The following is a 26,440-nucleotide window of genomic DNA, read 5'->3' as shown; positions in this document are numbered from 1 at the left end:
CCCAGCGGCGTTGTCGTCGGTCGCCATGGCTCCGCCATGACTCCCTCCTCCGCCTTGCAGCTGCACGCACCAAACCCCGCTCACCGGCGTCGATGAGGCACCGCCCGTTTCCTGCGACCTGATCCGCCGGACAGGCGCTAGCGGTTCCTTGGCCTGTGGCCGTCGCGGGTGTCTGATGGTGGGTTGTGGAAGAGCAGCAGCCCGCCGTCACGCCCGTCACGCAGTCCGTCGCGTCCGGGGCCACCCGAGGTGCCGCCGAAGCGGTCGACGCCGTCGAGACGATCTTCCGGATCGAGTCGCCCCGCGTCATCGCGGGCGTCTCCCGCATCGTCCGCGACGTCGGCATCGCCGAGGAGCTCGCGCAGGACGCCCTGGTCGCGGCGCTGGAGCAGTGGCCCCGGGACGGCGTCCCGGACAACCCGGGCGCCTGGCTGACGACCACGGCCAAGCGTCGTGCGATCGATCTCGTACGCCGCCGGGAGCAGTACGCGCGCAAGCTGGCGGAGGTGGGGCGGGACCTCTCGGTGACCGCCCCGCACCACCTCGACGAACCCTCCGACCCGGACGACATCGACGACGACCTGCTGCGGCTCGTCTTCACCGCCTGCCACCCCGTCCTCTCCGCCGAGGCCCGTATCGCCCTCACCCTGCGCCTGGTCGGCGGTCTGACCACCCCCGAGATCGCCCGCGCCTTCCTCGCCCCGGAGGCGACCGTCGCCCAGCGCATCGTGCGCGCCAAGCGCACCCTGGCGACGAAGGGCGTCCCCTTCGAGGTCCCCTACGGCCCGGACCGCGAGGCCCGCCTCGGGTCCGTGCTCGAGGTCATCTACCTGGTCTTCAACGAGGGATACGCGGCCACGGCGGGCGACGACCTGCTGCGCCCCGCGCTGTGCGAGGACGCGCTGCGACTGGCCCGCGTGCTGGCCGAGTTGATGCCCAAGGAGCCCGAAGTGCACGGGCTGGTGTCCCTGTTGGAACTCCAGGAGTCCCGCGCCGCCGCCCGCACCGGCCCCTCGGGCGAGCCCGTCCTCCTCAAGGACCAGAGCCGGCGCCGCTGGAACCGTCTGCTGATCCGCCGCGGCTTCGCCGCCCTCGGCCGGGCGAGCGCCGTCACCACCGGACCCCCTGGCCCGTACGCCCTCCAGGCCGCCATCGCCGCCTGTCACGCCCAGGCGTACGCGTACGAGGACACGGACTGGGGACGGATCGCCACCCTGTACGGGCTGCTGGCGGCCCGTTCCCCGTCTCCCGTGGTCGAGTTGAACCGCGCCGTCGCCGTCTCCATGGCCGAGGGCCCCGCCCCGGCGCTGGAGATCGTCGACCGGCTGGCCGGCGAACCGGCTCTGCGCGACTACCACCTGCTGCCCAGCGTCCGAGGCGACCTGCTGGCCCGCCTCGGCCGTACGACGGAGGCCCGCGCGGAGTTCGAACGAGCCGCGGGCCTGGCCCGCAACGAACGGGAACGCGAGCTGCTGGAGACGAGGGCGCGGGACTGCCGCTAGGAGGCGTGCCGCTGGGCCGGGTGGCCGAGCAGCATCGTCGGTGCCCCCGCGACCCTGGTCAGGAAGACGGTGGCCGAGTGGGGGCCGTGCGACTTGGGCAGGGCCTTCTTGCGGAGTTCCTCCGGCTCGACCGCCGACCCCCGCTTCTTCACCGTCAGTACCCCGACCCCCCGCTCCCGCAGCAGCGCCTTCAACTTCTTCACGTTGAAGGGAAGTCGGTCGGTGATCTCGTAGGCGGCGGCGTACGGCGTCGGGCGCAGTTCGTCCGCCGTGATGTACGCGATCGTCTCGTCGACCAGGCCGCCGTCGACCTCCTCGGCGACCTCGGCGACCAGATGGGCGCGGATGACGGCGCCGTCGGGCTCGTACAGGTAGCGCCCGACCGCTCGCACCGCGGGGTCGGGCAGGCCGCGGCCGCGCAGCTCGCGCGGGCCGGGCAGCAGGGTGGCCCGCACCAGCCCCGGCTCGGTGCCGAACCACAGCACCGCCTCCTTCACGTCACCGGCGTCCGAGATCCACTCGGCCTCGGCCTCGGCGGGGACCGCCTCGTGGGGGATGCCCGGGGCGATCTTCAGGGCGGCGAGCGGGGCCTTCAGAGCCGTCGCGATCGCCCAGGAGAGCGGGGGCGAGTACGCCTCCGGATCGAAAATACGGCCGCGTCCGCCGCGCCGCGCCGGGTCCACGAAGACCGCGTCGTACGCCTGCGTGTCGACCTCGGTGACATCGGCCTCGCGCACCTCGATCAGGTCGGCGAGCCCGAGCGCCTCGGCGTTCGCGCGCGCCACCGCCACCGTCAGCGGGTCGCGGTCGACGGCGAGGACGCGGATCCCGGCACGGGCCAGCGCGATCGCGTCGCCGCCGATGCCGGAGCACAGGTCGGCGACCGAGCGCACACCCAGGGACCGCAGCCGCCGCGCGCGATGGGTGGCGACCGTGGTGCGCGTCGACTGCTCGACCCCGTTCGGGGTGAAGTACATCCGCTCCGCGTCCTCGGCACCGAACTTCGCCGCCGCCCGCTGCCGCAGCCGCGCCTGCCCGAGCGCGGCCGAGACCAGTTCGGCCGGGTGGTCGCGGCGCAGCCGGGTGGCGACGGCCAGCTCCTGGGCCGGTTCGGTGCCGCGCACCTCGTCGAGCAGGGCGTGGCCCTCGGGGGTGAGGAGAGAGGCGAAGGAGACGTCGTTCACGGGCCCATTGTCGGTCAGTGCGGGTGGGTGTGGGCCAGTCGGTGGACGGTGCGCCCCGGGTCGCGGTGTCGGAGCTGTGGACGGGTGGTGGCCTGCGAGGATCCGACACCATGCGATCAGTACGACAAAAGTACAAAAACAACGCAAAGAGGGCGCGCGTGTGGAGCGGGGTGGCCGTCCTCGCCGTCGCCGCCCTCGCGTCCGGTTGCGCCGACGACGACACCAACGGCGCCCGCGTGGCCGGGGGACCCGAGGCGCTGCACGCGCCCCCGGCCCGCGCCCTCGACTCCTACGCCGCCAGGCTCCGCGCGCAGCAGGCCGCCCGGGCCGTCGCGGCCAAGCACTGGGGGCTCACGAAGGTCCCGTTGGCCGCGCCGCCGGCCCCCGCGAGGAAGCCGGTCATCGGACCCCGCGACGGCTTCGAGGTCACCGATCAGGAAGAGCTCGGCCTGCCGCCGGTCTTCACGACCGTCCCCACCAAGGACAAGGTCGTCTTCCTCACCATCGACGACGGCTCCGAGAAGGACCCGGCGTTCCTCAGGATGATGAGCGACCTGAAGATCCCGTACACCGCCTTCCTGAGCAACTACCTGGTCAAGGACGACTACGGGTACTTCCGGAAGATGCGCGACCGGGGTGTCACCCTCAACAACCACACCCTCACCCACCCCTATCTGCCGGGGCTGTCGTACGAGGAGCAGCAGCACGAGATCTGCGGCATGCAGGACATCATGGAGAAGCAGTTCGGCAAGCGCCCCAAGGTCTTCAGGCCGCCCTACGGCAACTACAACCGGGACACCCTGCGTGCCGCCAAGTCCTGTGGCATCAAGTACGCGCCCATCTGGGACGAGGAGGTCTTCGTCGACCACTGGGAGTACCGCGACTGGGACCACGACCTGCACCCCGGCGACATCGTCCTCACCCACTTCCGCGGCAGGGAGGACTGGGACGGCACCATGCCCGACATGATCCGCCGCTTCCTGAAGCTGGTCACCGACAAGGGGTACGCGGTGGCACGGCTGGAGGACTACCTGTGAGAACGCGGGCGCTGGTCGCGGGGGCGCTCACCGCGGCCCTCCTGACCGGCTGCACCGGCTGTGCCCAGTCCGTCGACCCGATCGAACGGCTGGGCAAGAAGGCCGCGGAGGTACGCAGGTCCAGGCCGAACGGGCCGACCCCGGCGACGTACCGGCACTGGGGGCTGCCCACCCCGCTCGCCGCCGCACCGCGCCGGCCCGCCCGGCCCGCCCTCCACGGCGCGGCGCCCGGGCTCGCCCCCGTCGTGGACCGCGTACCCACCCGCGACAAGGTGGTCTTCCTGACGTACGACGACGGTGCCGAGCGCGATCCGCGGTTCGTCGACATGGTCCGTGAACTGCGGCTGCCGGTCAGCATGTTCCTCACGGACAGTGTCGTCGGGCCGGGGTACGGGCACTTCGCCCAGCTGCGGACGGTCGGCGCGAGCGTGCAGAACCACACCCTTCACCACGCCTCGCTGCGTGGACTGCCGTACGCGGGCCAGCGGGCCGAGATCTGCGGCCAGCAGGAGAAGCTCAAGGCCCGCTTCGGCGTCCGCCCCCGGCTCTTCCGTCCCCCCTACGGCACCTACGACACCACCACGCTGCACGCCGCCGCCGACTGCGGGGTCGCGGCCGTGGTCCTCGGCCGGGAGCCCGACGCCCACCGCCTGCGACCGGGTGACATCCTCTCCGGCTTCGAGGAGCCCAACCTCACGGAGGCGACGGTCAGGCTCCTGCGACGCATCCAGGCGGAGGGCTTCACACCGGCGCGCCTGGAGAACTACCTCTGACCATGCGGCCAGGGGTACGCCGACACGCACGCCGGGTGCCCAAAACCCCACGCCACGCCGGAGGCTTTGGCACTCCGCTTGACCGAGTGCTAATCGCGGTCATAGTCTCGGCCCTGGCACTCCCCCCTGGAGAGTGCCAATAGCGACGGGCAGGTCCGGCACCCGCGACGACGGATCCACCTGGTCGCCACCTCAGACAGTTAACCCCGTGAGATCTCCGAAGGGGGAGGTCGGATCGTGACGACCACCAGCTCCAAGGTTGCCATCAAGCCGCTCGAGGACCGTGTTGTGGTCCAGCCGCTGGACGCCGAGCAGACCACGGCTTCCGGCCTGGTCATCCCGGACACCGCGAAGGAGAAGCCCCAGGAGGGCGTCGTCCTCGCCGTGGGCCCGGGCCGCTTCGAGAACGGCGAGCGCCTGCCGCTCGACGTCAGCACCGGCGACATCGTGCTGTACAGCAAGTACGGCGGCACCGAGGTGAAGTACAACGGCGAGGAGTACCTCGTCCTCTCGGCTCGCGACGTGCTCGCGATCATCGAGAAGTAGTTCACCGAGCTTCACCGTTCCACCCAGTTTTGCAGTGAACTGCGCCCCTGGCCCCCGCGACCATAACCAGCCGGGCGTCGGGGGCGCGGTTCGTTCACCCCAGTTTTCCGAGAGGGCTGAATCGCTCCCATGGCGAAGATCCTGAAGTTCGACGAGGACGCCCGTCGCGCCCTCGAGCGCGGCGTCAACAAGCTTGCCGACACGGTCAAGGTGACGATCGGCCCCAAGGGCCGCAACGTCGTCATCGACAAGAAGTTCGGCGCACCCACCATCACCAACGACGGTGTCACCATCGCCCGCGAGGTCGAGCTCGACGACCCGTACGAGAACCTCGGCGCCCAGCTGGTGAAGGAGGTGGCGACCAAGACCAACGACATCGCGGGTGACGGTACGACCACCGCCACCGTGCTGGCCCAGGCGCTCGTCCGCGAGGGCCTGAAGAACGTCGCCGCGGGTGCCTCCCCGGCGCTGCTGAAGAAGGGCATCGACGCGGCCGTCAAGGCGGTCTCGGACGAGCTCCTCGCCACCGCGCGCCCGATCGAGGAGAAGTCCGACATCGCGGCCGTCGCCGCGCTGTCCGCCCAGGACCCGCAGGTCGGCGAGCTCATCGCCGAGGCGATGGACAAGGTCGGCAAGGACGGTGTCATCACCGTCGAGGAGTCCAACACCTTCGGCCTGGAGCTCGACTTCACCGAGGGCATGGCCTTCGACAAGGGCTACCTGTCGCCGTACATGGTGTCCGACCAGGAGCGTATGGAGGCCGTCCTCGACGACCCGTACATCCTCATCCACCAGGGCAAGATCAGCTCCATCCAGGACCTGCTGCCGCTGCTGGAGAAGGTCATCCAGTCCAACGCCTCCCGGCCGCTGCTGATCATCGCCGAGGACGTCGAGGGCGAGGCCCTGTCGACCCTGGTCGTGAACAAGATCCGCGGCACGTTCAACGCCGTCGCCGTGAAGGCCCCCGGCTTCGGTGACCGCCGCAAGGCCATGCTCGGCGACATCGCCACCCTCACCGGTGGTCAGGTCATCGCCGAGGAGGTCGGCCTCAAGCTCGACCAGGTCGGTCTGGACGTGCTGGGCAGCGCCCGCCGTGTCACCGTCACCAAGGACGACACCACCATCGTCGACGGTGGCGGCAACTCCGAGGAGGTCGTCGGCCGGGTCAACCAGATCAAGGCCGAGATCGAGAACACCGACTCCGACTGGGACCGCGAGAAGCTCCAGGAGCGCCTCGCGAAGCTGGCCGGCGGCGTGTGCGTGATCAAGGTCGGCGCCGCCACCGAGGTCGAGCTCAAGGAGAAGAAGCACCGTCTGGAGGACGCCATCTCCGCGACCCGCGCCGCGGTCGAGGAGGGCATCGTCTCCGGTGGTGGCTCCGCGCTCGTCCACGCCGTGAAGATCCTCGAGGGCAACCTCGACAAGACCGGCGACGAGGCCACGGGTGTCGCGGTCGTCCGCAAGGCCGCCGTCGAGCCGCTGCGCTGGATCGCCGAGAACGCCGGCCTGGAGGGTTACGTCATCACCTCCAAGGTCGCCGAGCTCGACAAGGGCCAGGGCTTCAACGCGGCCACCGGCGAGTACGGCGACCTGGTCAAGTCCGGTGTCATCGACCCGGTCAAGGTCACCCGCTCCGCCCTGGAGAACGCCGCCTCCATCGCCTCCCTGCTCCTCACGACCGAGACCCTGGTCGTCGAGAAGCCGGCCGAGGAGGAGGCCGACGCCGGTCACGGCCACGGCCACGGGCACTCCCACTGAGTCTCGTACTCCCGAAGAAGCCCCCGTTCCGCACGGAACGGGGGCTTCTCCCGTACGCGGCACCACCGACGACCGACCACCGCGCCACCGACCACCGCACTACTGCTCCAGCGAGTCCAGCGCCCCCAGCTGAGCCAACAGCCCCAGCCGGTCGTACTGCCACCAGCCCTCGGCGATCTTCCCGTCCTCCCGGCAGCGGAAGACGGTCGTGCCGGTCATGGTGACCTGCTTCCCGGTCGCCGGGATCCCCATGAAGTCGCCCTTGTGGGTGCCGTTCCAGGCCCACCGGGTGCAGACCCGGTCGCCCTGGGTGAGCTGGTCCTCGACGGTGAACGTGAAGTCGAAACCGCCGCGCCACATCTCGATCTCGCGCCGCATCGCGTCGAGGCCGATGGTGTCCTGCTCGTTGGCGGGATCGTGGTCGTGGTAGCTCTCCACCATCAGACCGTTGAGCGGCGGCAGTTCACCCGGGCCGGCCAACGTCTCGAAGAACCTGCGGATGTTGGCCGCGAACAACTGCTCGTCCCGCACCACGTCCAGGTCGGTGAACGTCGGCAGCCCGTCGCAGAGCGCCACCATCTCCTGGAAGATCCTGTCGGTCTCGGGGAGGTTCGAGTTCCGCATCGCCTCCTCGAACGAGGGGAACTCCACGATCTCTATGAAGTGGGTCGCGTCGGAGCGGTCCTTGCCGATCACACTGTGCGTCGCGGTCCGCTTGCCCCTGGTCTTCTCGACCCATGTGTCCATCAGCTGGTTCATCTCGTCGAACCGGCTGGTCCTGCAATCGATGAGCTGTACGAATGTCATGGCGTCGCCTCCGGCCCCCTGGGTCCGGTTGAACACCCTCAGTTTCCCACCGGAGGGACGACACCACCCACTGAGCGGCGGCCCTTACTGGGGGCCGTACTTCCGGCCCGTCTTCGACGTGATCCCACCCAGCAGTCCGCGCGGCGCCACCTTCACCAGGCCCATCAGCGCCTTGTAGCGGGGGTCGGGGACGGACAGCGACTTGCCGCGGGCCAGGTCCGCGAGCGCCGCCGCGACCAGCTTGTCCGCATCCAGCCACATCCAGTTCGGGATGTTGTCCGTGCCCATCCCGGCCCGCTGGTGGAACTCGGTGCGGACGAAGCCGGGGGCCAGCGCCATCAGCCGTACGCCGCTGCCCGCCAGATCCCGCGCCGCGCCCTGCGTGAACTGCACGACCCACGCCTTGGACGCCCCGTACGTACCCCGCGGCACGAACGCGGCCACCGACGCGACGTTGACGACTCCGCCCCGGCCGCGCTCACGCATGGCCTCGGCCGCCGCCGACGTCAACCGCAGCACCGCCTCACAGTGCACCTTGAGCATCGTCAGCTCGTCGGCCATCGACACCTCGAGATAGTGGCCCTTGTTGCCGAAGCCCGCGTTGTTGATCAGCAGGTCGACCGGGTTCTTGCGGTCGGAGAGGCGGGCGGCCACCGCCTCGATGCCCTCGTCCGTCGCCAGGTCGGCGGTCAGCACCTCCGCCTCGATGCCGTGCCGGTCGTGCAGTTCGGTCGCCTGCTCGCCCAGCCGCTTGGTGTCGCGCGCCACCAGCACGAGGTTGTGCCCGTCAGCCGCCAGCCGCCGCGCGAAGGCGGCGCCGATGCCCGCGGTCGATCCCGTAATCAGAGCCGTTGTCATGGCCCAAGGCTAGTGACCTGACCAGGCCCGCCGCGCGCCCGCCACCCAACGCCCACCTTGCTCCACGAGTTCCCCGCACACCCCGGACGCCCCCATCCCGCGCCCCGCCCCGCGCCCCCGCTTCGAGCGGCTAGCCGGCGTGCCGCGCCACGTACTTCTCCGCCATCTTCAGCAGCTCCGGGTGCAGTGCGTCGCCCGCGGTCAACACCCCTGGCAGCAAAGCCCGTTCGGTCGTCTCGGCGCGGAAGGCGAGGGCGACCGTCACCTCGTGGTCGGGCCGGTGCACGACCTCGATCGGGTCGCCCGCCCGGATCTCGCCCGGCTCGATCACCCGCAGATAGGCACCGGGCGCGCCCTTCTGGGTGAACCGCTTCACCCAGCGCTGCTCACCGACGTGCCCCTGGAACGTACGGCAGGGGATGCGCCCGCAGGTGACTTCGAGGACCACCTCGGAGCCGACGCGCCAGCGCTCGCCGATCCGCGCGCCGGACACGTCGAGCCCCTGGGTCGTCAGGTTCTCGCCGAACGCGCCGCTCACCAGCGGCCGGCCGAGCTCGCGCCCCCAGTCGTCGAGGTCCTCGCGGGCGACCGCGTACACCGCCTGGTCGTTCCCGCCGTGATGGCGCAGGTCGCACACCGTGTCCCCGGCGAGGCCGCTCGCGCCGACCCCCTTGGGCCCGGGTGCCGTCACCCGCACCGGCCCGTCCACCGGTCGCTTGTCGATGCCGGTCACGCCCTCGGGGTGGTCCGTGTACGGGACGGCCCGCGGGCGGCCGATGTTCAAGGACAGAAGCTTCATGACAGCAAACTAGGCGATGAGGGCCAAAGCGGCGACGCGATATTCGCCGCCGTGCCCAAGGTTCACTTATGCTCGCAAGGTGATCGAGGCCCGTCATCTCCGTGTCCTGCGCGCCGTCGCCGCCAGCGGCTCCTTCTCGGCGGCGGGACGTGAACTGGGCTGCACCCAGCCCGCCGTCAGCCAGCAGATGAAGGCGCTCGAATCGTCCGTCGGCACCCCGCTGCTCGTCCGTACCGGCCGCGAGATGCGCCTCACCCAGGCGGGCGAGGCGCTGGTCCGGCACGCGGCGGGCATCATCGCGGGCCTGACCGCGGCCGAGGAGGAAGTCGCCGCGATCGCGGGCCTGCGCGCGGGCCGGGTCCGGCTCGTCTCCTTCCCCAGCGGCAGTTCCACGCTCGTCCCCACGGCCCTCGCCGCGCTGCGCGCCGCGCATCCCGGCACCCGGGTCTCCCTGGAGGAGGCCGAGCCGCCGGAGTCCGTCGAGAAGCTCCGGGCCGGGGACTGCGACATCGCCCTCGCGTTCCGCTACGAGGGAGCCGCGGGTGCCGAGGAGTGGGACGACCTGGTCGTACGGCCCCTGCTGCGGGACCGGCTCGTCGGGCTGGTACCCGAGAGGCACCGGCTCGCGCGGGCCGGGTCGGTCGCGATCGCCGAACTCGCCGAGGAGCCCTGGATCGCGGGCTGCCCGCGCTGCCGCGGCCAGCTGGTGGAGGTCTGCCGCGCCGCGGGCTTCGTGCCCCGCATCGACTTCGCCACCGACGACTACCCGGCCGTGGTCGGGCTGGTCGGCGCGGGCCTCGGGGTCGCGGTCCTGCCGGAGCTCGCGATCGAGTCCGTACGCCCCAAGGGCGCACGCACCGTGACGGTGGAGCCGCCGGTGCGGCGCGAGATCGTCGCACTCACCCTGCCGGACCTGGCACAGGTGCCGGCGGTGGCGGCGACGCTCGACCAACTGGCGCGGGCCGCGAGCCGCTGACGCCGCCCAAAAGCGGCTGTCGCCGCCCCAAAAGCCGCTGATGCCGCCAAAAAGCATGGGCACGCGTGCGCGTGCCCGACGGTGGACGGAAAAGCAGAAACGTTCCTTCAGTTGTTCGAAGCGGGATCGCCGCTCCCGGTGGTCGACGCCGCCACCAGCCGGTTGCGCGCCCGCCCCATGAGTTCCTCGCGCTCGTCCTCGGTCAGGCCGCCCCATACGCCGTACGGTTCGCGCACCGCCAGGGCGTGCGCAGCGCACTGGGCGCGAACCGGGCAACGCATGCAGACCTCTTTGGCCGAGTTCTCGCGAGCGCTCCGTGCCGCACCACGCTCGCCCTCCGGGTGGAAGAAGAGCGAGCTGTCGACCCCGCGGCAGGCCGCGAGGAGCTGCCAGTCCCAGAGGTCCGCGTTCGGACCGGGAAGGCGGGAGAAATCTGCCATTGCTTTGTCCCCTTGTTGCCGTTCTGGGCCGCTCTGTGCCCACCGACCGTACATCTACGATCTAAGGAGATGAAAATATGACTCATTGCGAATCTAGCCGCAGACACCAGCAAAGGGGAAGAAAACAGGCTGAATGGGGCATAGGTTGTGATGAAACGTTGAGGGTCCGTTGCGCATGTCTGCCTCGTGTCCGCGCCCTCACGTAGAGTGCCGAAGGCGACCGACTGCCCCGTAACTCTTTCGAGTGACCATCGTTGAGAGTGCGGAGGCGGTTGAAGGAACAAGCGCTCGGGCAGACGGCAGTTCCGTCGGCGAGTGTCGACCGCACAGATGACGATTCGTACCAGCCTGGAGGCTCAAGGTGACGCGCATCAGCTGCGGAGGGCGGCCATGACATCCGTCCTCGTCTGCGACGACTCCCCGCTTGCCCGAGAGGCGCTCCGCCGAGCGGTGGCGACCGTGCCCGGCGTCGAGCGCGTGACGACGGCAGCCAACGGCGAGGAAGTCCTCCGCCGCTGGGGTGCCGACCGCTCGGACCTGATTCTGATGGACGTACGCATGCCCGGACTGGGTGGCGTCGAGACCGTCCGGCGGCTGCTGTCCGCCGACCCCGGTGCGCGCATCATCATGCTCACCGTGGCCGAGGACCTGGACGGTGTGGCGCTCGCCGTCGCCGCCGGGGCCCGCGGCTATCTGCACAAGGACGCCTCCCGCGCCGAGCTGCGCGCGACCGTGACCCAGGCACTCGCCGACCCCACCTGGCGGCTCGCCCCGCGCAGACTGCGGTCGGCCGAGATGGGCGCGGCGCCGACGCTCACGGCGCGTGAGATCCAGGTGCTGGAAGGCATGAGTCACGGCCGCTCCAACGCCGAGATCGGCCGCGAGCTGTTCCTCTCCGAGGACACCGTGAAGACGCACGCCCGGCGGCTCTTCAAGAAACTCGGCGCCTCGGACCGCGCGCACGCCGTGGCGCTCGGTTTCCGGTGGGGTCTGGTTCGTTAGGTGAGCCGTCGCGGGGGTACGACGCACCCCGCCTACCTCATGGTGGGCGGGGCCGACAACAGCGCCCGCCGAGTGCCCGCTGCTCGTTTCGCCGCGGATGCCGCATGCTTGAGGTGTGGAGTTCCTCGGGGACGAGTCGGTCGAGCGGAAGGGGAGGGCGCAGGAAATGAGTTCCGGCGCACCTGCTCATAACGCTTCGGTGCACAACTACGGACGCGGTGCCACGGACAAGACGACGCCGAGGCACCATGGACCGATGCGCGAAGACGAGACGACGGTGATCGGTGCGCTCGTCCATCGCGCGGTCGACGGCGACGAGCAGGCCACGCACGACCTGCTCGCGCATGTACATCCCTTGGCGTTGCGCTACTGCCGCACCCGCCTCTCCCGGCTTCCGGGCGACGCGCGGCACTTCGTCGAGGACCTGGCCCAGGAGGTCTGCGTAGCGGTGCTCCTCGCACTGCCGCGCTACAAGGACACCGGGCGCCCCTTCGAGGCGTTCGTCTTCGCCATCGCCGCGCACAAGGTCGCCGACCTGCAGCGCGCCGCGATGCGCCACCCCGGGTCGACGGCGGTTCCCTCGGACGAGATGCCCGAGCGCCCCGACGACTCCCTCGGCCCGGAGGAGCGCGCTCTCCTCAGCAGCGACGCCGAGTGGGCCAAGAAACTCCTGGCCAACCTCCCCGAGAACCAGCGCGAGCTGCTTCTGCTGCGCATCGCGGTGGGCCTCACGGCCGAGGAGACGGGCCAGATGTTGGGAATGTCACCGGGCGCCGTTCGGGTGGCGCAGCACCGCGCACTGAGCCGGTTGCGGGCGCTGGCGGAGCAGTAGACGGGTCTCAGGGGGCTGCGACAGCGGGACCTCTGGGGACGCGTTTGCCGGCGTGACGGGTCCGCCCTCCCAAGGGGCGGACCGGTTCTTCCCCGGTCGTGGGGTTCGCGTCGTTCTTCCGCGGGGACCGGTTCCCGGCCCACAACTGAACGGCACCGCCACCCCGCCCGTACGAACCTACGAAGCCCGAGGGCGAGCCGAACCGTGGAATGGGAGACCCTTGCTTCCCGTTAGCATGGACATCCGCACCGATCAAGGCCATTTGGGGAAGGTGTCATGACTGCCAACGTCGACGGAGTGCCCGCCAAATTCGCGACACTCGGGCTGACCTACGACGACGTGCTGCTGCTGCCGGGCGCCTCCGAGGTGCTGCCCAACGCGGTCGACACCTCGTCGCGTATCTCCCGCAACGTACGTGTGAACATCCCGCTGCTCTCCGCGGCGATGGACAAGGTGACCGAGTCGCGCATGGCGATCGCCATGGCCCGACAGGGAGGCGTCGGTGTACTGCACCGCAACCTCTCCATCGAGGACCAGGTCAACCAGGTCGACCTGGTGAAGCGCTCCGAGTCCGGCATGGTCACCGACCCGATCACGGTGCACCCGGACGCGACGCTGGCCGAGGCCGACGCGCTGTGTGCCAAGTTCCGCATCAGCGGTGTCCCCGTCACCGACGGCGGCGGCAAGCTGTTGGGCATCGTCACCAACCGTGACATGGCCTTCGAGACCGACCGTTCGCGCCAGGTGCGCGAGGTCATGACGCCGATGCCCCTGGTCACCGGCAAGGTCGGCATCTCCGGCACCGACGCCATGGAGCTGCTGCGCCGCCACAAGATCGAGAAGCTTCCGCTGGTCGACGATGCGGGCGTCCTCAAGGGCCTCATCACGGTCAAGGACTTCGTGAAGGCCGAGAAGTACCCGAACGCCGCGAAGGACGCCGAGGGCCGGCTGCTGGTGGGTGCCGCCGTCGGCGCCAGCCCCGAGGCACTGGAGCGCGCTCAGGCGCTGGCCGAGGCCGGGGTGGACTTCCTGATCGTCGACACCTCGCACGGGCACAACAGCAACGCGCTCAACTGGATGGCGAAGATCAAGTCGAGCGTGCACGTCGACGTGATCGGCGGCAACGTCGCCACCCGTGACGGTGCCCAGGCCCTGATCGACGCCGGTGTCGACGGCGTCAAGGTGGGCGTGGGCCCCGGCTCGATCTGCACCACCCGTGTGGTCGCCGGCATCGGCGTCCCGCAGGTCACCGCCATCTACGAAGCGGCCCTCGCGGCCCGTGCCGCGGGTGTCCCGGTGATCGGCGACGGCGGTCTGCAGTACTCCGGCGACATCGGCAAGGCGCTGGCCGCCGGTGCCGACACGGTGATGCTCGGCAGCCTCCTGGCGGGCTGCGAGGAGTCGCCCGGCGAGCTGCTCTTCATCAACGGCAAGCAGTTCAAGTCGTACCGCGGCATGGGCTCCCTCGGCGCCATGCAGTCCCGGGGCCAGGGCAGGTCGTACTCGAAGGACCGCTACTTCCAGGCGGACGTGGCCTCTGACGACAAGCTCGTGCCCGAGGGCATCGAGGGACAGGTGCCCTACCGCGGCCCGCTGGCCAACGTGCTGCACCAGCTCGTCGGCGGTCTGCGCCAGACCATGGGGTACGTGGGCGCCGCCACCATCGACGAGATGGAGTCCAAGGGCCGGTTCGTCCGGATCACCTCGGCGGGTCTCAAGGAGAGCCACCCGCACGACATCCAGATGACGGTCGAGGCGCCGAACTACAGCCGTAACGACTAGCCGTTACATGGACTGACGACCAGCCGTACAGATACGTGAGGGCGGTCCCGGAGGTTCCGGGGCCGCCCTTGTCGTAGGCGTCGGGGATACTGGGAGGCGCAGAACCGAAGAGGGAAAGGCCACACACGTGACTGAGATCGAGATCGGGCGCGGCAAGCGCGGCCGCCGGGCGTACGCCTTCGACGACATCGCCGTCGTCCCGAGCCGCCGTACGCGAGACCCGAAGGAGGTCTCGATCGCCTGGCAGATCGACGCCTACCGCTTCGAGCTGCCGTTCCTGGCCGCCCCGATGGACTCGGTCGTCTCCCCGGCCACCGCGATCCGCATCGGCGAGCTGGGCGGCCTGGGCGTACTGAACCTCGAAGGCCTGTGGACGCGGTACGAGGACCCGCAGCCGCTGCTCGACGAGATCGCCGAGCTGGACGCGGACACCGCGACCCGCCGCCTCCAGGAGATCTACGCCGCTCCCATCAAGGAGGAGCTGATCGGGCAGCGCATCAAGGAGGTGCGCGACTCGGGCGTCGTCACCGCGGCCGCCCTGTCGCCGCAGCGCACGGCCCAGTTCTCCAAGGCCGTCGTCGACGCGGGGGTGGACATCTTCGTCATCCGCGGTACGACGGTCTCCGCGGAGCACGTCTCCGGTGCCGCCGAACCGCTGAACCTGAAGCAGTTCATCTACGAGCTCGACGTCCCCGTGATCGTCGGCGGCTGTGCGACGTACACGGCGGCGCTGCACCTGATGCGCACGGGCGCGGCCGGTGTCCTGGTCGGCTTCGGCGGCGGCGCCGCGCACACCACGCGCAATGTGCTGGGCATCCAGGTCCCGATGGCGACCGCCGTCGCCGACGTGGCCGCGGCCCGCCGCGACTACATGGACGAGTCCGGCGGCCGCTATGTGCACGTGATCGCGGACGGCGGTGTCGGCTGGTCCGGCGACCTCCCCAAGGCGATCGCCTGCGGTGCCGACTCGGTGATGATGGGCTCCCCGCTGGCCCGCGCCACGGACGCCCCCGGCAGGGGCCACCACTGGGGCATGGAAGCGGTCAACGAGGAGCTGCCGCGCGGCAAGAAGGTCGACCTCGGCACCGTCGGCACCATCGAGGAGATCCTCACCGGGCCCTCGCACATCCCCGACGGCTCCATGAACATCTTCGGCGCCCTCCGCCGCGCCATGGCCACCACCGGCTACAGCGAACTCAAGGAGTTCCAGCGCGTCGAGGTGACGGTCGCGGACTCGCAGCACAAGCGGTAGCGGTAGCGGTACGGCGGTTCGTACGACGCCGAAGGGCCCGTCCACCTTGAGGTGGACGGGCCCTCGCCCATGCGGGGCTGGGTTACTGACCGGCCTTCTTGGCGCCGGAGAAGGCCGCGTACGCGGCGATGGCGAAGAAGAGGAACGTCAGCGGGTCGGCCTCGGCCTTCCAGGCTTCCTGGACCACGCCGAAGTGGTGGAAGAAGACCTCGTTGAAGCCGACGCCGACCTCCTTGGCGCCGATCATGGCCTCGCCGACCAGCTGGCCGAGGTAGACCGAGGCCACCGACAGGATCAGGCTGGCGATCGGCAGGATCGGGTTGCGTCCGCCGACGCGGCCCGCGGCGAGGCCGATCAGGAAGCCGACGCCGACGGCTGCCCAGCCGATCTCGTGCTTGGTGAGGCCGATGATGACTCCGTAGACGCCCGCCGCGACCAGGGCGGCACCGACGGCGGCCGCGAGGCCGAGCCCGAGCTTGTCGCGCACCGGAGCGGCCGGGGCGACGGGGGCCATCGGGAAGCCCTGCTGGGGTGCGCCCTGCGGGGCACCCTGCTGCGGGAACCCGGGCTGGGCGGCGTCCTGCGGCGGCGCGGGCGGTTGGCCCGGCTGGTCGGCGTACGGGTTCTGCCCCGCGTACGGGTTGTCGACCGGTGGACCGGACGGCGGCGGAGACGACTGACTCATGTGGTTCCCCCCAGGGATGTGAGCGCACACCGGCGAGCGCCCGGGACGCGGGCGCACTGGTGTGCGAGAGCTGACGCACAGTAGCAGTCGGCAGTGACATCCTGTACAGGGATTTCACAGGGGTCAGAGTCGGTGTGCGGCTCCGGTCGGGGTCGCTCCCCGGGTGTCCAGGAGGAGCTGGGCCTTCACGGAGAGACCCTGCAGGTCGTACGTGCGGTGCTGTTGGAGCAGGATCGTGAGGTCGGCGTCGGCGGCGGCCTCGTAGAGGGAGTCGGCGCGCGGGACGGGGCGGCCGAGGACGTTCCAGGCCGGGACGTGCGGGTCGTGGTAGCTGACGGTCGCGCCGAGCTCCATCAGACGTAGGGCGATCTCGTGGGCGGGCGTGGCCTGTTGGTCGGCGAGGTCGGGCTTGTAGGTGACGCCGAGGAGGAGCACGCGCGCGGCACGGGCCGATTTCCCGTGTTCGTTCAGGAGCGTGGCGGCGCGTTGGATGACGTACCGCGGCATGTGGCTGTTGACCTGCTGGGCCAGTTCGACCATGCGGAGGGTGCGGCCCGAGTGGCCCGCCAGGTCCTGGGCGATGCCGTGGCCGCCGACACCTGGCCCTGGCCGGAACGCCCGGAATCCGAACGGCTTGGTCTCGGCGCAGCGGATGACGTCCCACACATCGACGCCCAGGTCGTGGCAGAGCACGGCCATCTCGTTGACCAGGGCGATGTTGACGTGCCGGTAGTTGGTCTCCAGCAGCTGCACGGTCTCCGCCTCGCGAGGGCCACGCGCGCGGACGACCTTGTCGGTGAGGCGCCCGTAGAAGGCGGCGGCCGACTCGGTGCAGGCGGGGGTGAGGCCGCCGATGACCTTGGGGGTGTTGGCGGGGGTGAAGTCGCGGTTGCCGGGATCGACGCGGCTGGGCGAGTAGGCGAGATGGAAGTCGCGCCCCGCGCGCAGGCCCGAGCCCTCTTCGAGGAGCGGGCGCAGGAAGTCCTCGGTGGTGCCGGGGTGGACCGGCGACTCCAGGATGACGGTGGTGTGCGGGCGCAGCCGTCCGGCCAGGGTGCGGGCGGCCGAGGCCACTTGGCCCAGGTCGGGGGTGCCGTCCGGGCAGGGTGGGGTCGGGGCGCAGATGACGGCGGTGCGGACGCGGCCGAGTTCGGCGGGGTTGGTGGTCGGCCGGAAGCCCCCCGAGAGCATCCGGCGCAGTTCGGCCGGGGTGAGTGAGCCGCCCTCCGGCCCGGTCTTGTAGCCGAGCGTGGGGATGCCGGCGGCGACGGCGGCCTGGGCCAGGGGCAGGCCGAGATGTCCGAGTCCGATGACGGCGAGATCTGCGGGCATGGCGTGGGCCGTCCTTCCCAGTAACCGAAGCGGGACAGGTGCGCAAGCCCTGTGGACAGAACGGGCGAGCGCAATGTCAGACTAGGAGTAAATATGACCGATTTACGGTATTGGGTGGGCGAGTTTCCGGGAGTGTTGTCCACAGGCTGGGGGCGCGTGGTGGCCGATGACGCACATCGCGGTCAGACTTTGGGGCAGGGGGATGTGAGCCGGGCGTCGCCGGACAGGTGCGGCCAGCGCGACAGACAGCGGGAGGCAGCGGTGAGGACAGCGAAACTGGGGCCGGCGGAGCGCGCCGAGTCCCTGGCGGGAATGGCCGAGCGTGAGCTGGATGTGCTGGTGGTGGGCGCGGGCGTGGTCGGCGCGGGGACGGCGCTCGACGCCGTGACGCGCGGCCTGTCCACGGGCCTGGTCGAGGCGCGCGACTGGGCGTCGGGCACCTCCAGCAGGTCCAGCAAGCTGATCCACGGCGGCCTGCGCTATCTCGAGATGCTCGACTTCGCCCTCGTGCGCGAGGCACTGAAGGAGCGTGGACTCCTTCTGGAGCGCCTCGCACCGCACCTGGTGAAGCCGGTGCCCTTCCTCTACCCGCTCCAGCACAAGGGCTGGGAGCGGCTGTACGCGGGATCGGGCGTCGCGCTGTACGACGCGATGTCGATGACGAGCGGACACGGACGCGGACTGCCCGCCCACCGTCACCTGACGCGCAGCCACGCCCTGCGCATAGCACCCGCCTTGAAGAAGGACGCGCTGGTCGGCGCGTTGCAGTACTACGACGCGCAGGTGGACGACGCCCGCTATGTGGCCACGTTGGTGCGCACGGCGACGGCGTACGGCGCGAAGGTCGCCAACCGTGCTCGCGTGACCGGATTCCTGCGCGAGGGCGAGCGCGTGGTCGGCGCCAGGGTGCAGGACGTCGAGGGCGGCGGGGAGTACGAGATCCACGCCAAGCAGATCGTCAACGCCACGGGTGTGTGGACCGACGACACCCAGGCCATGGTGGGCGAGAGAGGCCAGTTCCACGTACGGGCCTCCAAGGGCATCCACCTGGTCGTGCCGAAGGACCGGATCAACGCCGCGACGGGTCTGATCCTGCGCACCGAGAAGTCCGTCCTCTTCGTGATCCCCTGGGGGCGGCACTGGATCATCGGCACCACGGACACCGACTGGAACCTCGACAAGGCCCACCCCGCGGCCTCCAGCGCCGACATCGACTATCTGCTGGAGCATGTGAACTCGGTGCTCTCGGTGCCCCTGACCCGCGACGACGTGGAGGGCGTGTACGCGGGACTGCGGCCGCTGCTCGCGGGCGAGTCGGACGCCACCAGCAAGCTCTCGCGCGAGCACACCGTGGCCCATCCGGTGCCGGGACTGGTGGTCGTGGCGGGCGGCAAGTACACGACCTACCGGGTGATGGCCAAGGACGCGGTCGACGAGGCGGTGCACGGCCTCGACCAGCGGGTCGCCGAATGCGTCACCGAGGACATCCCCCTGCTCGGGGCCGAGGGGTACCGGGCGCTGTGGAACGCGCGGGCGCGCATCGCGCAGCGCACCGGACTCCATGTGGTCCGCGTGGAGCATCTGCTGAACCGGTTCGGTGTGCTGGCCGAGGAGATCCTCGAGCTCATCGCGGCCCACCCCGCGCTGGGCGAACCCCTTCCGGCCGCCGAGGACTACCTCAAGGCCGAGATCGTGTACGCCGCCTCGCACGAGGGCGCGCTGCACCTGGACGACGTGCTGACCCGGCGCACCCGTATCTCCATCGAGACCTTCGACCGCGGTACGCGCAGCGCCCGCGAGGCCGCCGAGCTGATGGCGCCGGTCCTCGGCTGGGACAAGGACCAGATCGAGCGCGAGGTGGAGCACTACGAGAAGCGGGTCGAGGCCGAGCGGGAGTCCCAGCGCCAGCCGGACGACCAGACGGCGGACGCGGCGCGGCTGGGGGCGCCGGACATCGTGCCGCGCTGACCGGGCCGCGCTGATCGGGTCCCGCTGCCCACGAGGGCCTGCCCGGGAGTTCCCGTGCATGTCACTCGAACGGGTGTCGTGAGCTGGGATCTTTGCTCGAAACCCGGTCGTTCTACTGGGTGCGGGGGCAGAACTCGGCGGCGAGCAGCTCGGGTTCGAGGTCCGGGTCCTCGATCCCGTCCGTGTTCACCCGGAAGGTGAGGACACGACGGCCGTCGACGGTGGCCGCGGTGCGCACGTAGCTGCCGGAGATATGGCCGTCGTGCCCCCACACCGTGGTGCCGCACGACAGCTTCACCGGATACAGGCCCATGCCGTACAGACCGTGTGCGGTGCGGGTGTCGAGCATCTCGCGCAGTTGGCGGGACGGGAGCAGGTCGCCCGCGAGCAGGGCCGCGTAGAAGCGGTTCAGGTCGGCGAGCGTGGTGACCAGCTCACCCGCCGCGCCGGCCACGCGCGGGTCGAGGGCGGTCACGTCGGTGCCGTCGGCGGAGTAGGCGCGGCCGTGCGGGGAGGGCAGCGAGGTGCGGGCGCCGGGGAACGAGGTGCCTGTCAGACGAAGGGGGTTGATGATGCGGCGCTCGGCCTCGGTGGCGTACGAGTGGCCGGTGACCTGGCGGATGACCATGCCGAGCAGGACGTAGTTGGTGTTCGAGTAGGAGAAGCGGCCGCGGGCGGCCGGGGGGTGGGTGAGTGCGATGCGGACGGCCTGGAGCGGGGTGAGGGGGACGGCGCCCTTGGTGACGTCGGTGAAGTTGTACAGGCCACTGGTGTGGGTGAGCAGGGAGCGCAGTGTCAGACGCCGGCCGTCGTTGCCCGCGCCGCGCACCAGACCCGGAAGGTGAGTGTCCAGGGGGTCGGACAGGGACAGCCGGTGCTCGGCGGCGAGTTGCAGCACCACGGTCGCGATGAACGTCTTGGTGATGCTGCCCGCACGGAAGTGGTCGCCGCGGGCGATGCCCTCGCCGGCGCGGGCGAAGCGTGCGCCGGAGGCGTCGCCGGCGAGCAGCGCGGCGGCGGGAACCTTGCCGCGGGTGACGAGAAGGGGGAGTAGACGGCGGAGGGCACGGGTGGCGCCCGTGGCCGGGGCGGCGGGGGAGCGCGAGCCCGTCGGGGCCGCGGACCCGGGGGTGTGACGGGCGGCCGAGGGTGTGGTGGAGTGGGAAGCACCGGCGGTCGTCAGCAGGCGCGGCAGGCCGATCGGGGCCAGGGACAGGACGGCCAGAGCCAAGGGTATGACCAGGAGTGTCCGAGGTGTCCGGGGCGCAGGCATCGGCGTTCCTCCCTTGTTGCGGCACATCATGGGGGACGGACCTGTGCGTACGAGCGGGTGGTCCGCAGGTGAGGGGCGTGCCGGTCGCCGGGGGCTTGTCGGCCGAAGGGCCCCCTGGGCGCTGAGCGCTTGTCGGGTGAGGGACAATGAAGGCTCTGTCAGGGCGGGTTGCATGAGGGGACGCATGTCGGAGGCGGAGCGGGCGGGAGCATCCCGTCAGGACAAGAGCGAACGTCTCCTCGCCGGGCGCTACCGGCTGGGAGATGTTCTCGGCCGCGGCGGCATGGGCACGGTGTGGCGGGCCCAGGACGAAACGCTGGGCCGCACGGTCGCCGTCAAGGAGCTGCGGTTCCCGTCGAGCATCGACGACGACGAGAAGCGGCGGCTGATCACGCGCACCCTGCGTGAGGCCAAGGCGATCGCGCGGATTCGCAACAACGGCGCGGTGACGGTCTTCGACGTGGTCGACGAGGACAACCGGCCGTGGATCGTGATGGAGCTCGTCGAGGGCAAGTCGCTCGCCGAGGTCATCCGCGAGGACGGCCTGCTCACGCCGAAGCGTGCCGCCGAGGTGGGGCTCGCGATACTCGACGTGCTGCGTTCCGCGCACCGCGAGGGCATTCTGCACCGCGACGTGAAGCCGTCGAACGTGCTGATCTCCGACGACGGCCGGGTCGTGCTGACCGACTTCGGTATCGCGCAGGTCGAGGGCGACCCGTCCATCACCTCGACCGGCATGCTCGTGGGCGCGCCCTCGTACATCTCGCCGGAGCGGGCGCGCGGGCACAAGCCCGGCCCCGCGGCCGACCTGTGGTCGCTGGGCGGGCTGTTGTACGCGTCGGTGGAGGGCGTGCCGCCGTACGACAAGGGTTCCGCGATCGCGACGCTCACCGCGGTGATGACCGAGCCGGTGGAGCAGCCGAAGAACGCGGGCCCGCTGGAGAACGTGATCTACGGGCTGCTCGTGAAGGACCCCGCGCAGCGGCTCGACAACGAGCGCGCCCGGGCGATGCTCAGCGAGGTGGTCTACGCCCCCGAGCCCAAGGAGACCGTGCCGGAGCCGGCGGACGCGACGAAGGTCGTGGCGCTGCCGCCGGTGCCGGACGAGGGCCGGGGCAAGAAGAGTTCGGGCGGCTCGGGCGGTTCCGGGGCCAAGCGCGGTGAGGAGGCCGGGGAGCGGCTGCGCGGAGCGCTGCGTTCCGTGCGGAAGGCCGCCTCGGTCGCCGGTGCGGCCACGGCGGCGGCGACCGCCGCGGCGACGGCCCGTGCGAAGTCCGGTGCTGAGGGCGGGACGGGCAGCGCGAGCAGCACGGGCAGTGCGGGTGGTGCCGGTGGTACCGCGGCTTCCGGTTCGGTGGGCGTGGAGGGGGCGGCTCCGAAGGCTCCGGCGGCTCCCCCGGCTCCGCCGCGCGTGGACGTGTCGAAGCCCGCCGCGGCTGCGGGGAAGTCCGGGACGGTCACGTCCGGCCAGGGTGGCAGGACGGCGGAGGGCTCCCCGAAGCCGGGCGTGCGTGACGGCGCGCCAGTGGGCCCGGCCTCCGGTTCGGTCGCCTCGAAGGGGGCTCTCGGCTCGGCGGGTTCGGGGGGTGCCGGCTCCACCGATTCGGCCGGCGAGGTCAGGCCGGCCTCCGGGTGGCCCGTGGCGCCCGAGCGGCCGCCGCGGCCCGTGCCGCGGGCACCGCTCACCGATGTGGTGCCGCGACGGACCCTGATGATCATCGCGGTGGTCGTGGCGCTCGCCGTGATCGGCACCGTGCTGGCCCTGACCCTCGGTGGCGGTGACGACAGCGGGGCGAAGAGCGGCAAGAGCGGTGACACCAAGGCGGCCGCGTCCAGCGGGGTGACCGCGGGCAGCGGTGGCAAGGACGCGACCAGCGGCTCGCACACCGACACCGGCGACAAGACGGACGGTGCCACCGGGTCGGCCGGGGACGGGAGTTCGGGCAGCACGCCGAACACCGACGCGTCGGGCAGCGCCGCCGCCACGAGCGGGACGAGCGGTGACGGCAAGGAGTCGGGCTCCTCGGGCTCCACCGCCGTGTCGACGTACAAGGGCAGCCAGGGATTCAAGATCGGGCTGCCCAAGGGATGGAAGTACCAGTCGACGGATGACGCGGGAGCCCGCTTCACCGGCCCCGACGGGCAGAAGCTCCTCGTCGGCTGGACGACCACGCCCAAGAGCGACCCCGTGGCGGACTGGAAGAACCAAGAGGGGTACATGGTGCGCTCGCAGTACAAGCGGGTGCGCATAGAGGAGGTGGACTACCGCGGTTGGAACACGGCCGACTGGGAGTTCACCTATCAGGACGGTGGCACGAAGTACCGGTCGATCGACCGCGGGTTCGTCGTGAATGATCATCTCGGGTACGGGCTGATGTACACGGCGAAGGCATCCGACTGGGACAGCGAGCTGCGCAAGGACACGTGGAAGACGCTGACGGCGACGTTCCAGCCGAAGTCGTGAGCCTTGAGCCCGAACCCACGTCGTGAGGCGCGCGCCCATGCCGTGAGGTTCGGGCCGGTTCGCCCGGGGTGTCTGTTGTAGGGGTCGGTCACGGGCCGGTGACATCTCGCATCCCGACATTGCGGGTTGCCTCCGGCACGTATCGTGAGTGGTTGCGGACCGTACGAAGCCGTAACGGGACGCGAGGCGAACGGAATTGACCACCGGGCGGCCGGGGGAGGCATCGTGGACGACTATGCGGGTCGGGTACTCGCCGACCGTTACCGCCTGCCGCTGCCGCCCTCCGACGAGTACGAATTCGCCGAGAGCCGGGCCTTCGACACCTACAGCGGTCAGGAAGTCCTCGTCCGGCAGGTGCCGTTGCCGGAGGTCGTCGAGGCGGAGATGCTCGACGCGGACGGGCTGCCCGAGGGGTTCGTGGCGCGGGACGGCGGGGCGCGGGGCGCCTCCGCGCGGACCACGCGCAGGCCCACCGAACCCGCCGTACGACGGGCGATCGAGGCGGCGCAGGCCGCCGCGCAGATTCCCGACCATCCCCGGCTGGACCAGGTCTTCGACGTGTTCGCCGAAGGCGGGTCGTTGTGGATAGTGAGTGAGCTGGTGCCCGCGCGGTCGCTGGCCGCACTGCTCGCCGAGAAGCCGCTGAGCCCCTATCGGGCGGCCGAGGTCGCCGCCGACGTCGTCACCGCGCTGCGGGTGCTGCACGCGCACGGATGGGTCCACCGCAACATCACCGTGCGCACGGTGCTCGTCTGTGACGACGGCCGGGTGATGCTGACCGGCCTGGCCGCCGGCGCCGCGGAGGAGGCACTGTGCGGGTACGACCCGGTGCCGGTACAGGACTTCGAGGGTCCCGGGAGTGAGGGAGGCGTCGGCGCCGGTTCACCCCATGCGGGTCCCGGTGCGGATGCGCGAGCGGGTACGGGCACGGGTGCCGGTGTTCCGCGTGGTGCGGCCCGTACGCGCGGTGCCGTGCCTGGTGGAGTGACCGGAGGACTGCCGGGCGGGGGAGCCGGTGGTGCCTCCGGCGGGGGTCCCGGTGCCTCGTTCGGCGCGGTGGTCGCCAGTGCGCAGGGGGCCGATGCCGAGGCCGCGCGGCGGGCCGCGATCGAGGCGCGGGCCGAGAACACCACTCCCGTAGGAGAGCCGCCCGTCGAGGGCGGGGCGGCCCTGGCGCGCAGGGCGCTGGAGGCCGGAGGCGACGCTCGGGCGGCCCGGGCCGGAGCCATCGCCGCGTACCGGGCCGGAGCCCGGGCCGCGGCCCGCGTGCACGAGCAGCAGCGGGGCGGTCCGGCGGCACTGCCCGCGCCCCGTCCCGCTCCGCCGGCCGACGGCTCCGTGCCGGGGACCCCGGGTTCCGGGCCGGGTGTGGAGCAGCGGCCGGAGACCCCGCCCCCCGGTCAGATCGCCGACCCGTACGGCGTCGGTGTCGGACGCGCGGGCGCGTGGCCCGGCGCGCAGCCCCGCCCCGGAAGCGGCACCGGTACCGGCCCTGGCGTCAACGGCCCCGGATTTGATGGTCCGGGATTCACTGGCCCCGGCGGCAATGGCGATCAGGGGCGCCCGGCGCTCCCCGGCCCCGCGGCCGGTCATGGATATGGCCACAGCGGCACCCCGGTTCCCCCAGGAACCCAGGGCCCCCACGGCGCTCAGAGCCACGGCATCCAGAACCACGGCGCCCCCGCCCTCGTGCCCGGACAGCAGTCCACCCCCGTCCCGACGCCCAACGGCCGTTGGGACGAGCTGGTCGCCGGTGCGCCCCCGCGGCGCGGTCCCGCCACCGCGCTCGCCGCGGAGCGGGCCCGGCAGGCGCGGATGGCCGTCGTCGGTCCGGTGACCGAGCGCTGGGCGCCGGAGCAGGCCGGGCCGGTGCACGAGAACTGGCAGTTGGCGGCGCCGATCGGCCCCCAGACCGATCTGTGGGCGCTGGGCGCGCTGCTCTTCCGGGCCGTGCAGGGGCACGCGCCCTACCCGGAGGACAACACCGCGGAGCTGGTGCAGCTGGTGTGCGCGGAGCCGCCCGCGTTCGCCGAGGAGTGCGGGCCACTGCGGCCCGTCGTGGAGTCGTTGCTGCGGCAGGACCCCACCGAGCGGCTGGATTTCGAGGAGCTGAGCGGCTGGCTGCGCTCGCTGGTGCGGTCCGCGCCGGAGCCCGAGGCGGGCGCGCACGTGGTCGCGGCGCCGCCCGTCGACCCCAGCCGGCTGCCGATCGTGCGGCGCAGGGGCGAGCTCGTCCGCAGGCGCCGGGCCAGGCTGCCCGCGACCAGCGCGCACGCCCGCCACAAGCGCGCGAAGCCCGACCGGCAGGCGAGGCCGGCCAGGTCGGCGGAGACGGCCAAGCCCCGCAAGCTGGGCCGGAACCTGCTCCTGCTGGTCCTGCTCCTGCTGGTCGCGGCGGTCGCGTACGCGATGGTCTTCATGCCGAAGAAGACCGACCCGAACAGTGACGCGAACGGCGAACGGACCGGCTCCGCGGGCCAGGTGAGCCCGGCACCCGGGAACACCGCGGGCGCGGACGGCAGCGCCGGCAGCCGGCCGCGCCCCGACCAGACCTCTCGCGGCACCGACACGAAGCCTTCGGGCGGCGCCAGTTCGACGACCTCGCAGTCCAACGACCCCGCGGTCGGCCAGGGCTTCACCCTGCGCAAGGACTCCGAGGGCTTCCAGGTCGCCGTGGCCAACGGCTGGAACCGCACGCCCAAGAACGGCCGCGGCCAGGTGGTCTACTCCCAGGGCGACTTCGAGCTCATCGTCGTACCCGGACGGGACAGCACCAGCAAGTACGGCGGCGATCCGCTGACGTACCAGCGGGAGACCGAGAGTGAGTTGCAGCCGTTCCGCGACTCGACGTGGGCCACGTCCAGCGGGATGCGGCGGATCGACGTGGGCGGACGGACCATGGCCGAGGGGCAGTTCACCTGGCAGAACTCCGCAGGGCAGTCGCTGTACGTCCGCAATCTCGCGATCATCGTCGGCGGCCACTACCACGTGCTGCAGGTGCGTGGCCCGGAGGCCGAACGGGACGAGGTCACCAGGCTGTACGAGCAGGCGTCGGCGACCTACCAAGTCACCGGCTGAGTAATTCCCGTAGTCATGAATCGCTGAACGCCGAATGGTTCCCTCCCGTACACGGAAGGGAGAACCGTCACAGTGCGGTCTCCGTACGACCC

At 71.2% G+C, this 26,440-nt stretch carries 21 protein-coding genes; 13 read left to right on the top strand and 8 right to left on the bottom strand.

Features of this window, described 5'->3' with window-relative positions; translation table 11 throughout:
• Positions 1-185 precede the first annotated feature (185 nt).
• Positions 186-1,502, top strand: coding sequence for an RNA polymerase sigma factor (locus ACZ7M3_RS08690; RefSeq protein WP_472061803.1), 1,317 nt, complete (start codon positions 186-188; stop codon positions 1,500-1,502).
• On the opposite strand, the gene ACZ7M3_RS08685 is transcribed toward ACZ7M3_RS08690, so the two are convergent.
• Positions 1,499-2,686 (bottom strand): class I SAM-dependent methyltransferase, encoded by a 1,188-nt coding sequence (locus ACZ7M3_RS08685; protein ID WP_355487701.1) that lies wholly within the window; start codon positions 2,684-2,686, stop codon positions 1,499-1,501. The genes ACZ7M3_RS08690 and ACZ7M3_RS08685 overlap by 4 nt on opposite strands.
• A 110-nt stretch (positions 2,687-2,796) precedes the next feature.
• Here ACZ7M3_RS08685 and ACZ7M3_RS08680 point away from each other — a divergent pair, with 110 nt between their 5' ends.
• The 4 genes from ACZ7M3_RS08680 to groL all read left to right on the top strand — a co-directional run bounded on the left by ACZ7M3_RS08680 (position 2,797) and on the right by groL (position 6,800).
• A complete protein-coding gene (locus tag ACZ7M3_RS08680) occupies positions 2,797-3,723 on the top strand; it encodes a polysaccharide deacetylase family protein (protein ID WP_472061801.1) in 927 nt (308 codons plus the stop codon).
• Positions 3,720-4,496, top strand: coding sequence for a polysaccharide deacetylase family protein (locus ACZ7M3_RS08675; RefSeq protein WP_472061799.1), 777 nt, complete (start codon positions 3,720-3,722; stop codon positions 4,494-4,496). Before ACZ7M3_RS08680 ends, ACZ7M3_RS08675 begins: the two co-directional genes overlap by 4 nt.
• 237 nt (positions 4,497-4,733) lie before the next feature.
• Entirely contained in the window at positions 4,734-5,042 is a 309-nt protein-coding gene (gene groES, locus ACZ7M3_RS08670; RefSeq protein WP_060901476.1) for a co-chaperone GroES, read from the top strand.
• Between the two features lie 129 nt (positions 5,043-5,171).
• Complete coding sequence (gene groL / locus ACZ7M3_RS08665; RefSeq protein ID WP_355302813.1) at positions 5,172-6,800, top strand: chaperonin GroEL; 1,629 nt, start codon at positions 5,172-5,174, stop codon at positions 6,798-6,800.
• Between the two features lie 99 nt (positions 6,801-6,899).
• On the opposite strand, the gene ACZ7M3_RS08660 is transcribed toward groL, so the two are convergent.
• The 3 genes from ACZ7M3_RS08660 to ACZ7M3_RS08650 all read right to left on the bottom strand — a co-directional run bounded on the left by ACZ7M3_RS08660 (position 6,900) and on the right by ACZ7M3_RS08650 (position 9,264).
• Positions 6,900-7,607 carry an ester cyclase gene (locus ACZ7M3_RS08660; protein WP_393020738.1) on the bottom strand — a complete coding sequence of 236 codons (708 nt, stop codon included), beginning with the start codon at positions 7,605-7,607 and terminating at the stop codon, positions 6,900-6,902.
• Between the two features lie 84 nt (positions 7,608-7,691).
• Positions 7,692-8,465, bottom strand: a complete 774-nt coding sequence (locus ACZ7M3_RS08655) for an SDR family NAD(P)-dependent oxidoreductase (RefSeq protein WP_351302704.1) — start codon at positions 8,463-8,465, stop codon at positions 7,692-7,694.
• 130 nt (positions 8,466-8,595) lie between these two features.
• Entirely contained in the window at positions 8,596-9,264 is a 669-nt protein-coding gene (locus tag ACZ7M3_RS08650; RefSeq protein ID WP_472061796.1) for an MOSC domain-containing protein, read from the bottom strand.
• Positions 9,265-9,343: 79 nt separating this feature from the next.
• Between ACZ7M3_RS08650 and ACZ7M3_RS08645 the strand changes: the two genes are divergently transcribed.
• Positions 9,344-10,240, top strand: a complete 897-nt coding sequence (locus tag ACZ7M3_RS08645) for a LysR family transcriptional regulator (RefSeq protein WP_452973869.1) — start codon at positions 9,344-9,346, stop codon at positions 10,238-10,240.
• A gap of 107 nt (positions 10,241-10,347) precedes the next feature.
• Here the strand turns inward: ACZ7M3_RS08645 and ACZ7M3_RS08640 are convergent, their stop codons facing one another.
• On the bottom strand, positions 10,348-10,680 hold the full coding sequence (locus tag ACZ7M3_RS08640; protein WP_060901471.1) for a WhiB family transcriptional regulator: 333 nt from the start codon (positions 10,678-10,680) through the stop codon (positions 10,348-10,350).
• A 390-nt stretch (positions 10,681-11,070) separates the two neighbouring features.
• Between ACZ7M3_RS08640 and ACZ7M3_RS08635 the strand changes: the two genes are divergently transcribed.
• The 4 genes from ACZ7M3_RS08635 (at position 11,071) to ACZ7M3_RS08620 (ending at position 15,548) form a co-directional block, all read left to right on the top strand.
• The gene (locus tag ACZ7M3_RS08635; RefSeq protein ID WP_003948568.1) at positions 11,071-11,682 is read left to right on the top strand and encodes a response regulator transcription factor; all 612 of its coding nucleotides are present in this window, start codon (positions 11,071-11,073) and stop codon (positions 11,680-11,682) included.
• Positions 11,683-11,938: 256 nt separating this feature from the next.
• Positions 11,939-12,514: a sigma-70 family RNA polymerase sigma factor gene (locus ACZ7M3_RS08630; RefSeq protein ID WP_028805397.1), complete on the top strand. Its 576-nt coding sequence runs from the start codon at positions 11,939-11,941 to the stop codon at positions 12,512-12,514.
• Positions 12,515-12,790: 276 nt separating this feature from the next.
• Positions 12,791-14,296, top strand: coding sequence for an IMP dehydrogenase (guaB, locus tag ACZ7M3_RS08625; RefSeq protein WP_060901470.1), 1,506 nt, complete (start codon positions 12,791-12,793; stop codon positions 14,294-14,296).
• Between the two features lie 127 nt (positions 14,297-14,423).
• A complete protein-coding gene (locus tag ACZ7M3_RS08620; RefSeq protein ID WP_067366955.1) occupies positions 14,424-15,548 on the top strand; it encodes a GuaB3 family IMP dehydrogenase-related protein in 1,125 nt (374 codons plus the stop codon).
• 82 nt (positions 15,549-15,630) lie between these two features.
• Here ACZ7M3_RS08620 and ACZ7M3_RS08615 read toward each other — a convergent pair whose 3' ends face one another.
• Both ACZ7M3_RS08615 and ACZ7M3_RS08610 read right to left on the bottom strand, forming a co-directional pair.
• Positions 15,631-16,233 carry a hypothetical protein gene (locus ACZ7M3_RS08615; RefSeq protein ID WP_472061792.1) on the bottom strand — a complete coding sequence of 201 codons (603 nt, stop codon included), beginning with the start codon at positions 16,231-16,233 and terminating at the stop codon, positions 15,631-15,633.
• A gap of 123 nt (positions 16,234-16,356) precedes the next feature.
• On the bottom strand, positions 16,357-17,565 hold the full coding sequence (locus ACZ7M3_RS08610) for a nucleotide sugar dehydrogenase (protein WP_472061790.1): 1,209 nt from the start codon (positions 17,563-17,565) through the stop codon (positions 16,357-16,359).
• A gap of 261 nt (positions 17,566-17,826) precedes the next feature.
• Between ACZ7M3_RS08610 and ACZ7M3_RS08605 the strand changes: the two genes are divergently transcribed.
• Positions 17,827-19,533: a glycerol-3-phosphate dehydrogenase/oxidase gene (locus ACZ7M3_RS08605; RefSeq protein ID WP_095853057.1), complete on the top strand. Its 1,707-nt coding sequence runs from the start codon at positions 17,827-17,829 to the stop codon at positions 19,531-19,533.
• 112 nt (positions 19,534-19,645) lie between these two features.
• Here the strand turns inward: ACZ7M3_RS08605 and ACZ7M3_RS08600 are convergent, their stop codons facing one another.
• Positions 19,646-20,806 (bottom strand): serine hydrolase domain-containing protein, encoded by a 1,161-nt coding sequence (locus ACZ7M3_RS08600; protein ID WP_472061788.1) that lies wholly within the window; start codon positions 20,804-20,806, stop codon positions 19,646-19,648.
• Between the two features lie 184 nt (positions 20,807-20,990).
• Here ACZ7M3_RS08600 and ACZ7M3_RS08595 point away from each other — a divergent pair, with 184 nt between their 5' ends.
• Positions 20,991-23,270, top strand: coding sequence for a serine/threonine-protein kinase (locus ACZ7M3_RS08595; protein WP_472061786.1), 2,280 nt, complete (start codon positions 20,991-20,993; stop codon positions 23,268-23,270).
• A gap of 225 nt (positions 23,271-23,495) precedes the next feature.
• Positions 23,496-26,348 carry a protein kinase domain-containing protein gene (locus ACZ7M3_RS08590; protein WP_472061784.1) on the top strand — a complete coding sequence of 951 codons (2,853 nt, stop codon included), beginning with the start codon at positions 23,496-23,498 and terminating at the stop codon, positions 26,346-26,348.
• The last annotated feature ends 92 nt before the right edge of the window (positions 26,349-26,440 follow it).

The sequence above is a fragment of the Streptomyces sp. NPDC111656 genome (assembly GCF_055656965.1).
Note: the sequence above shows the minus strand (reverse complement) of the source record. Positions and strands in the feature narration are given on the sequence as shown.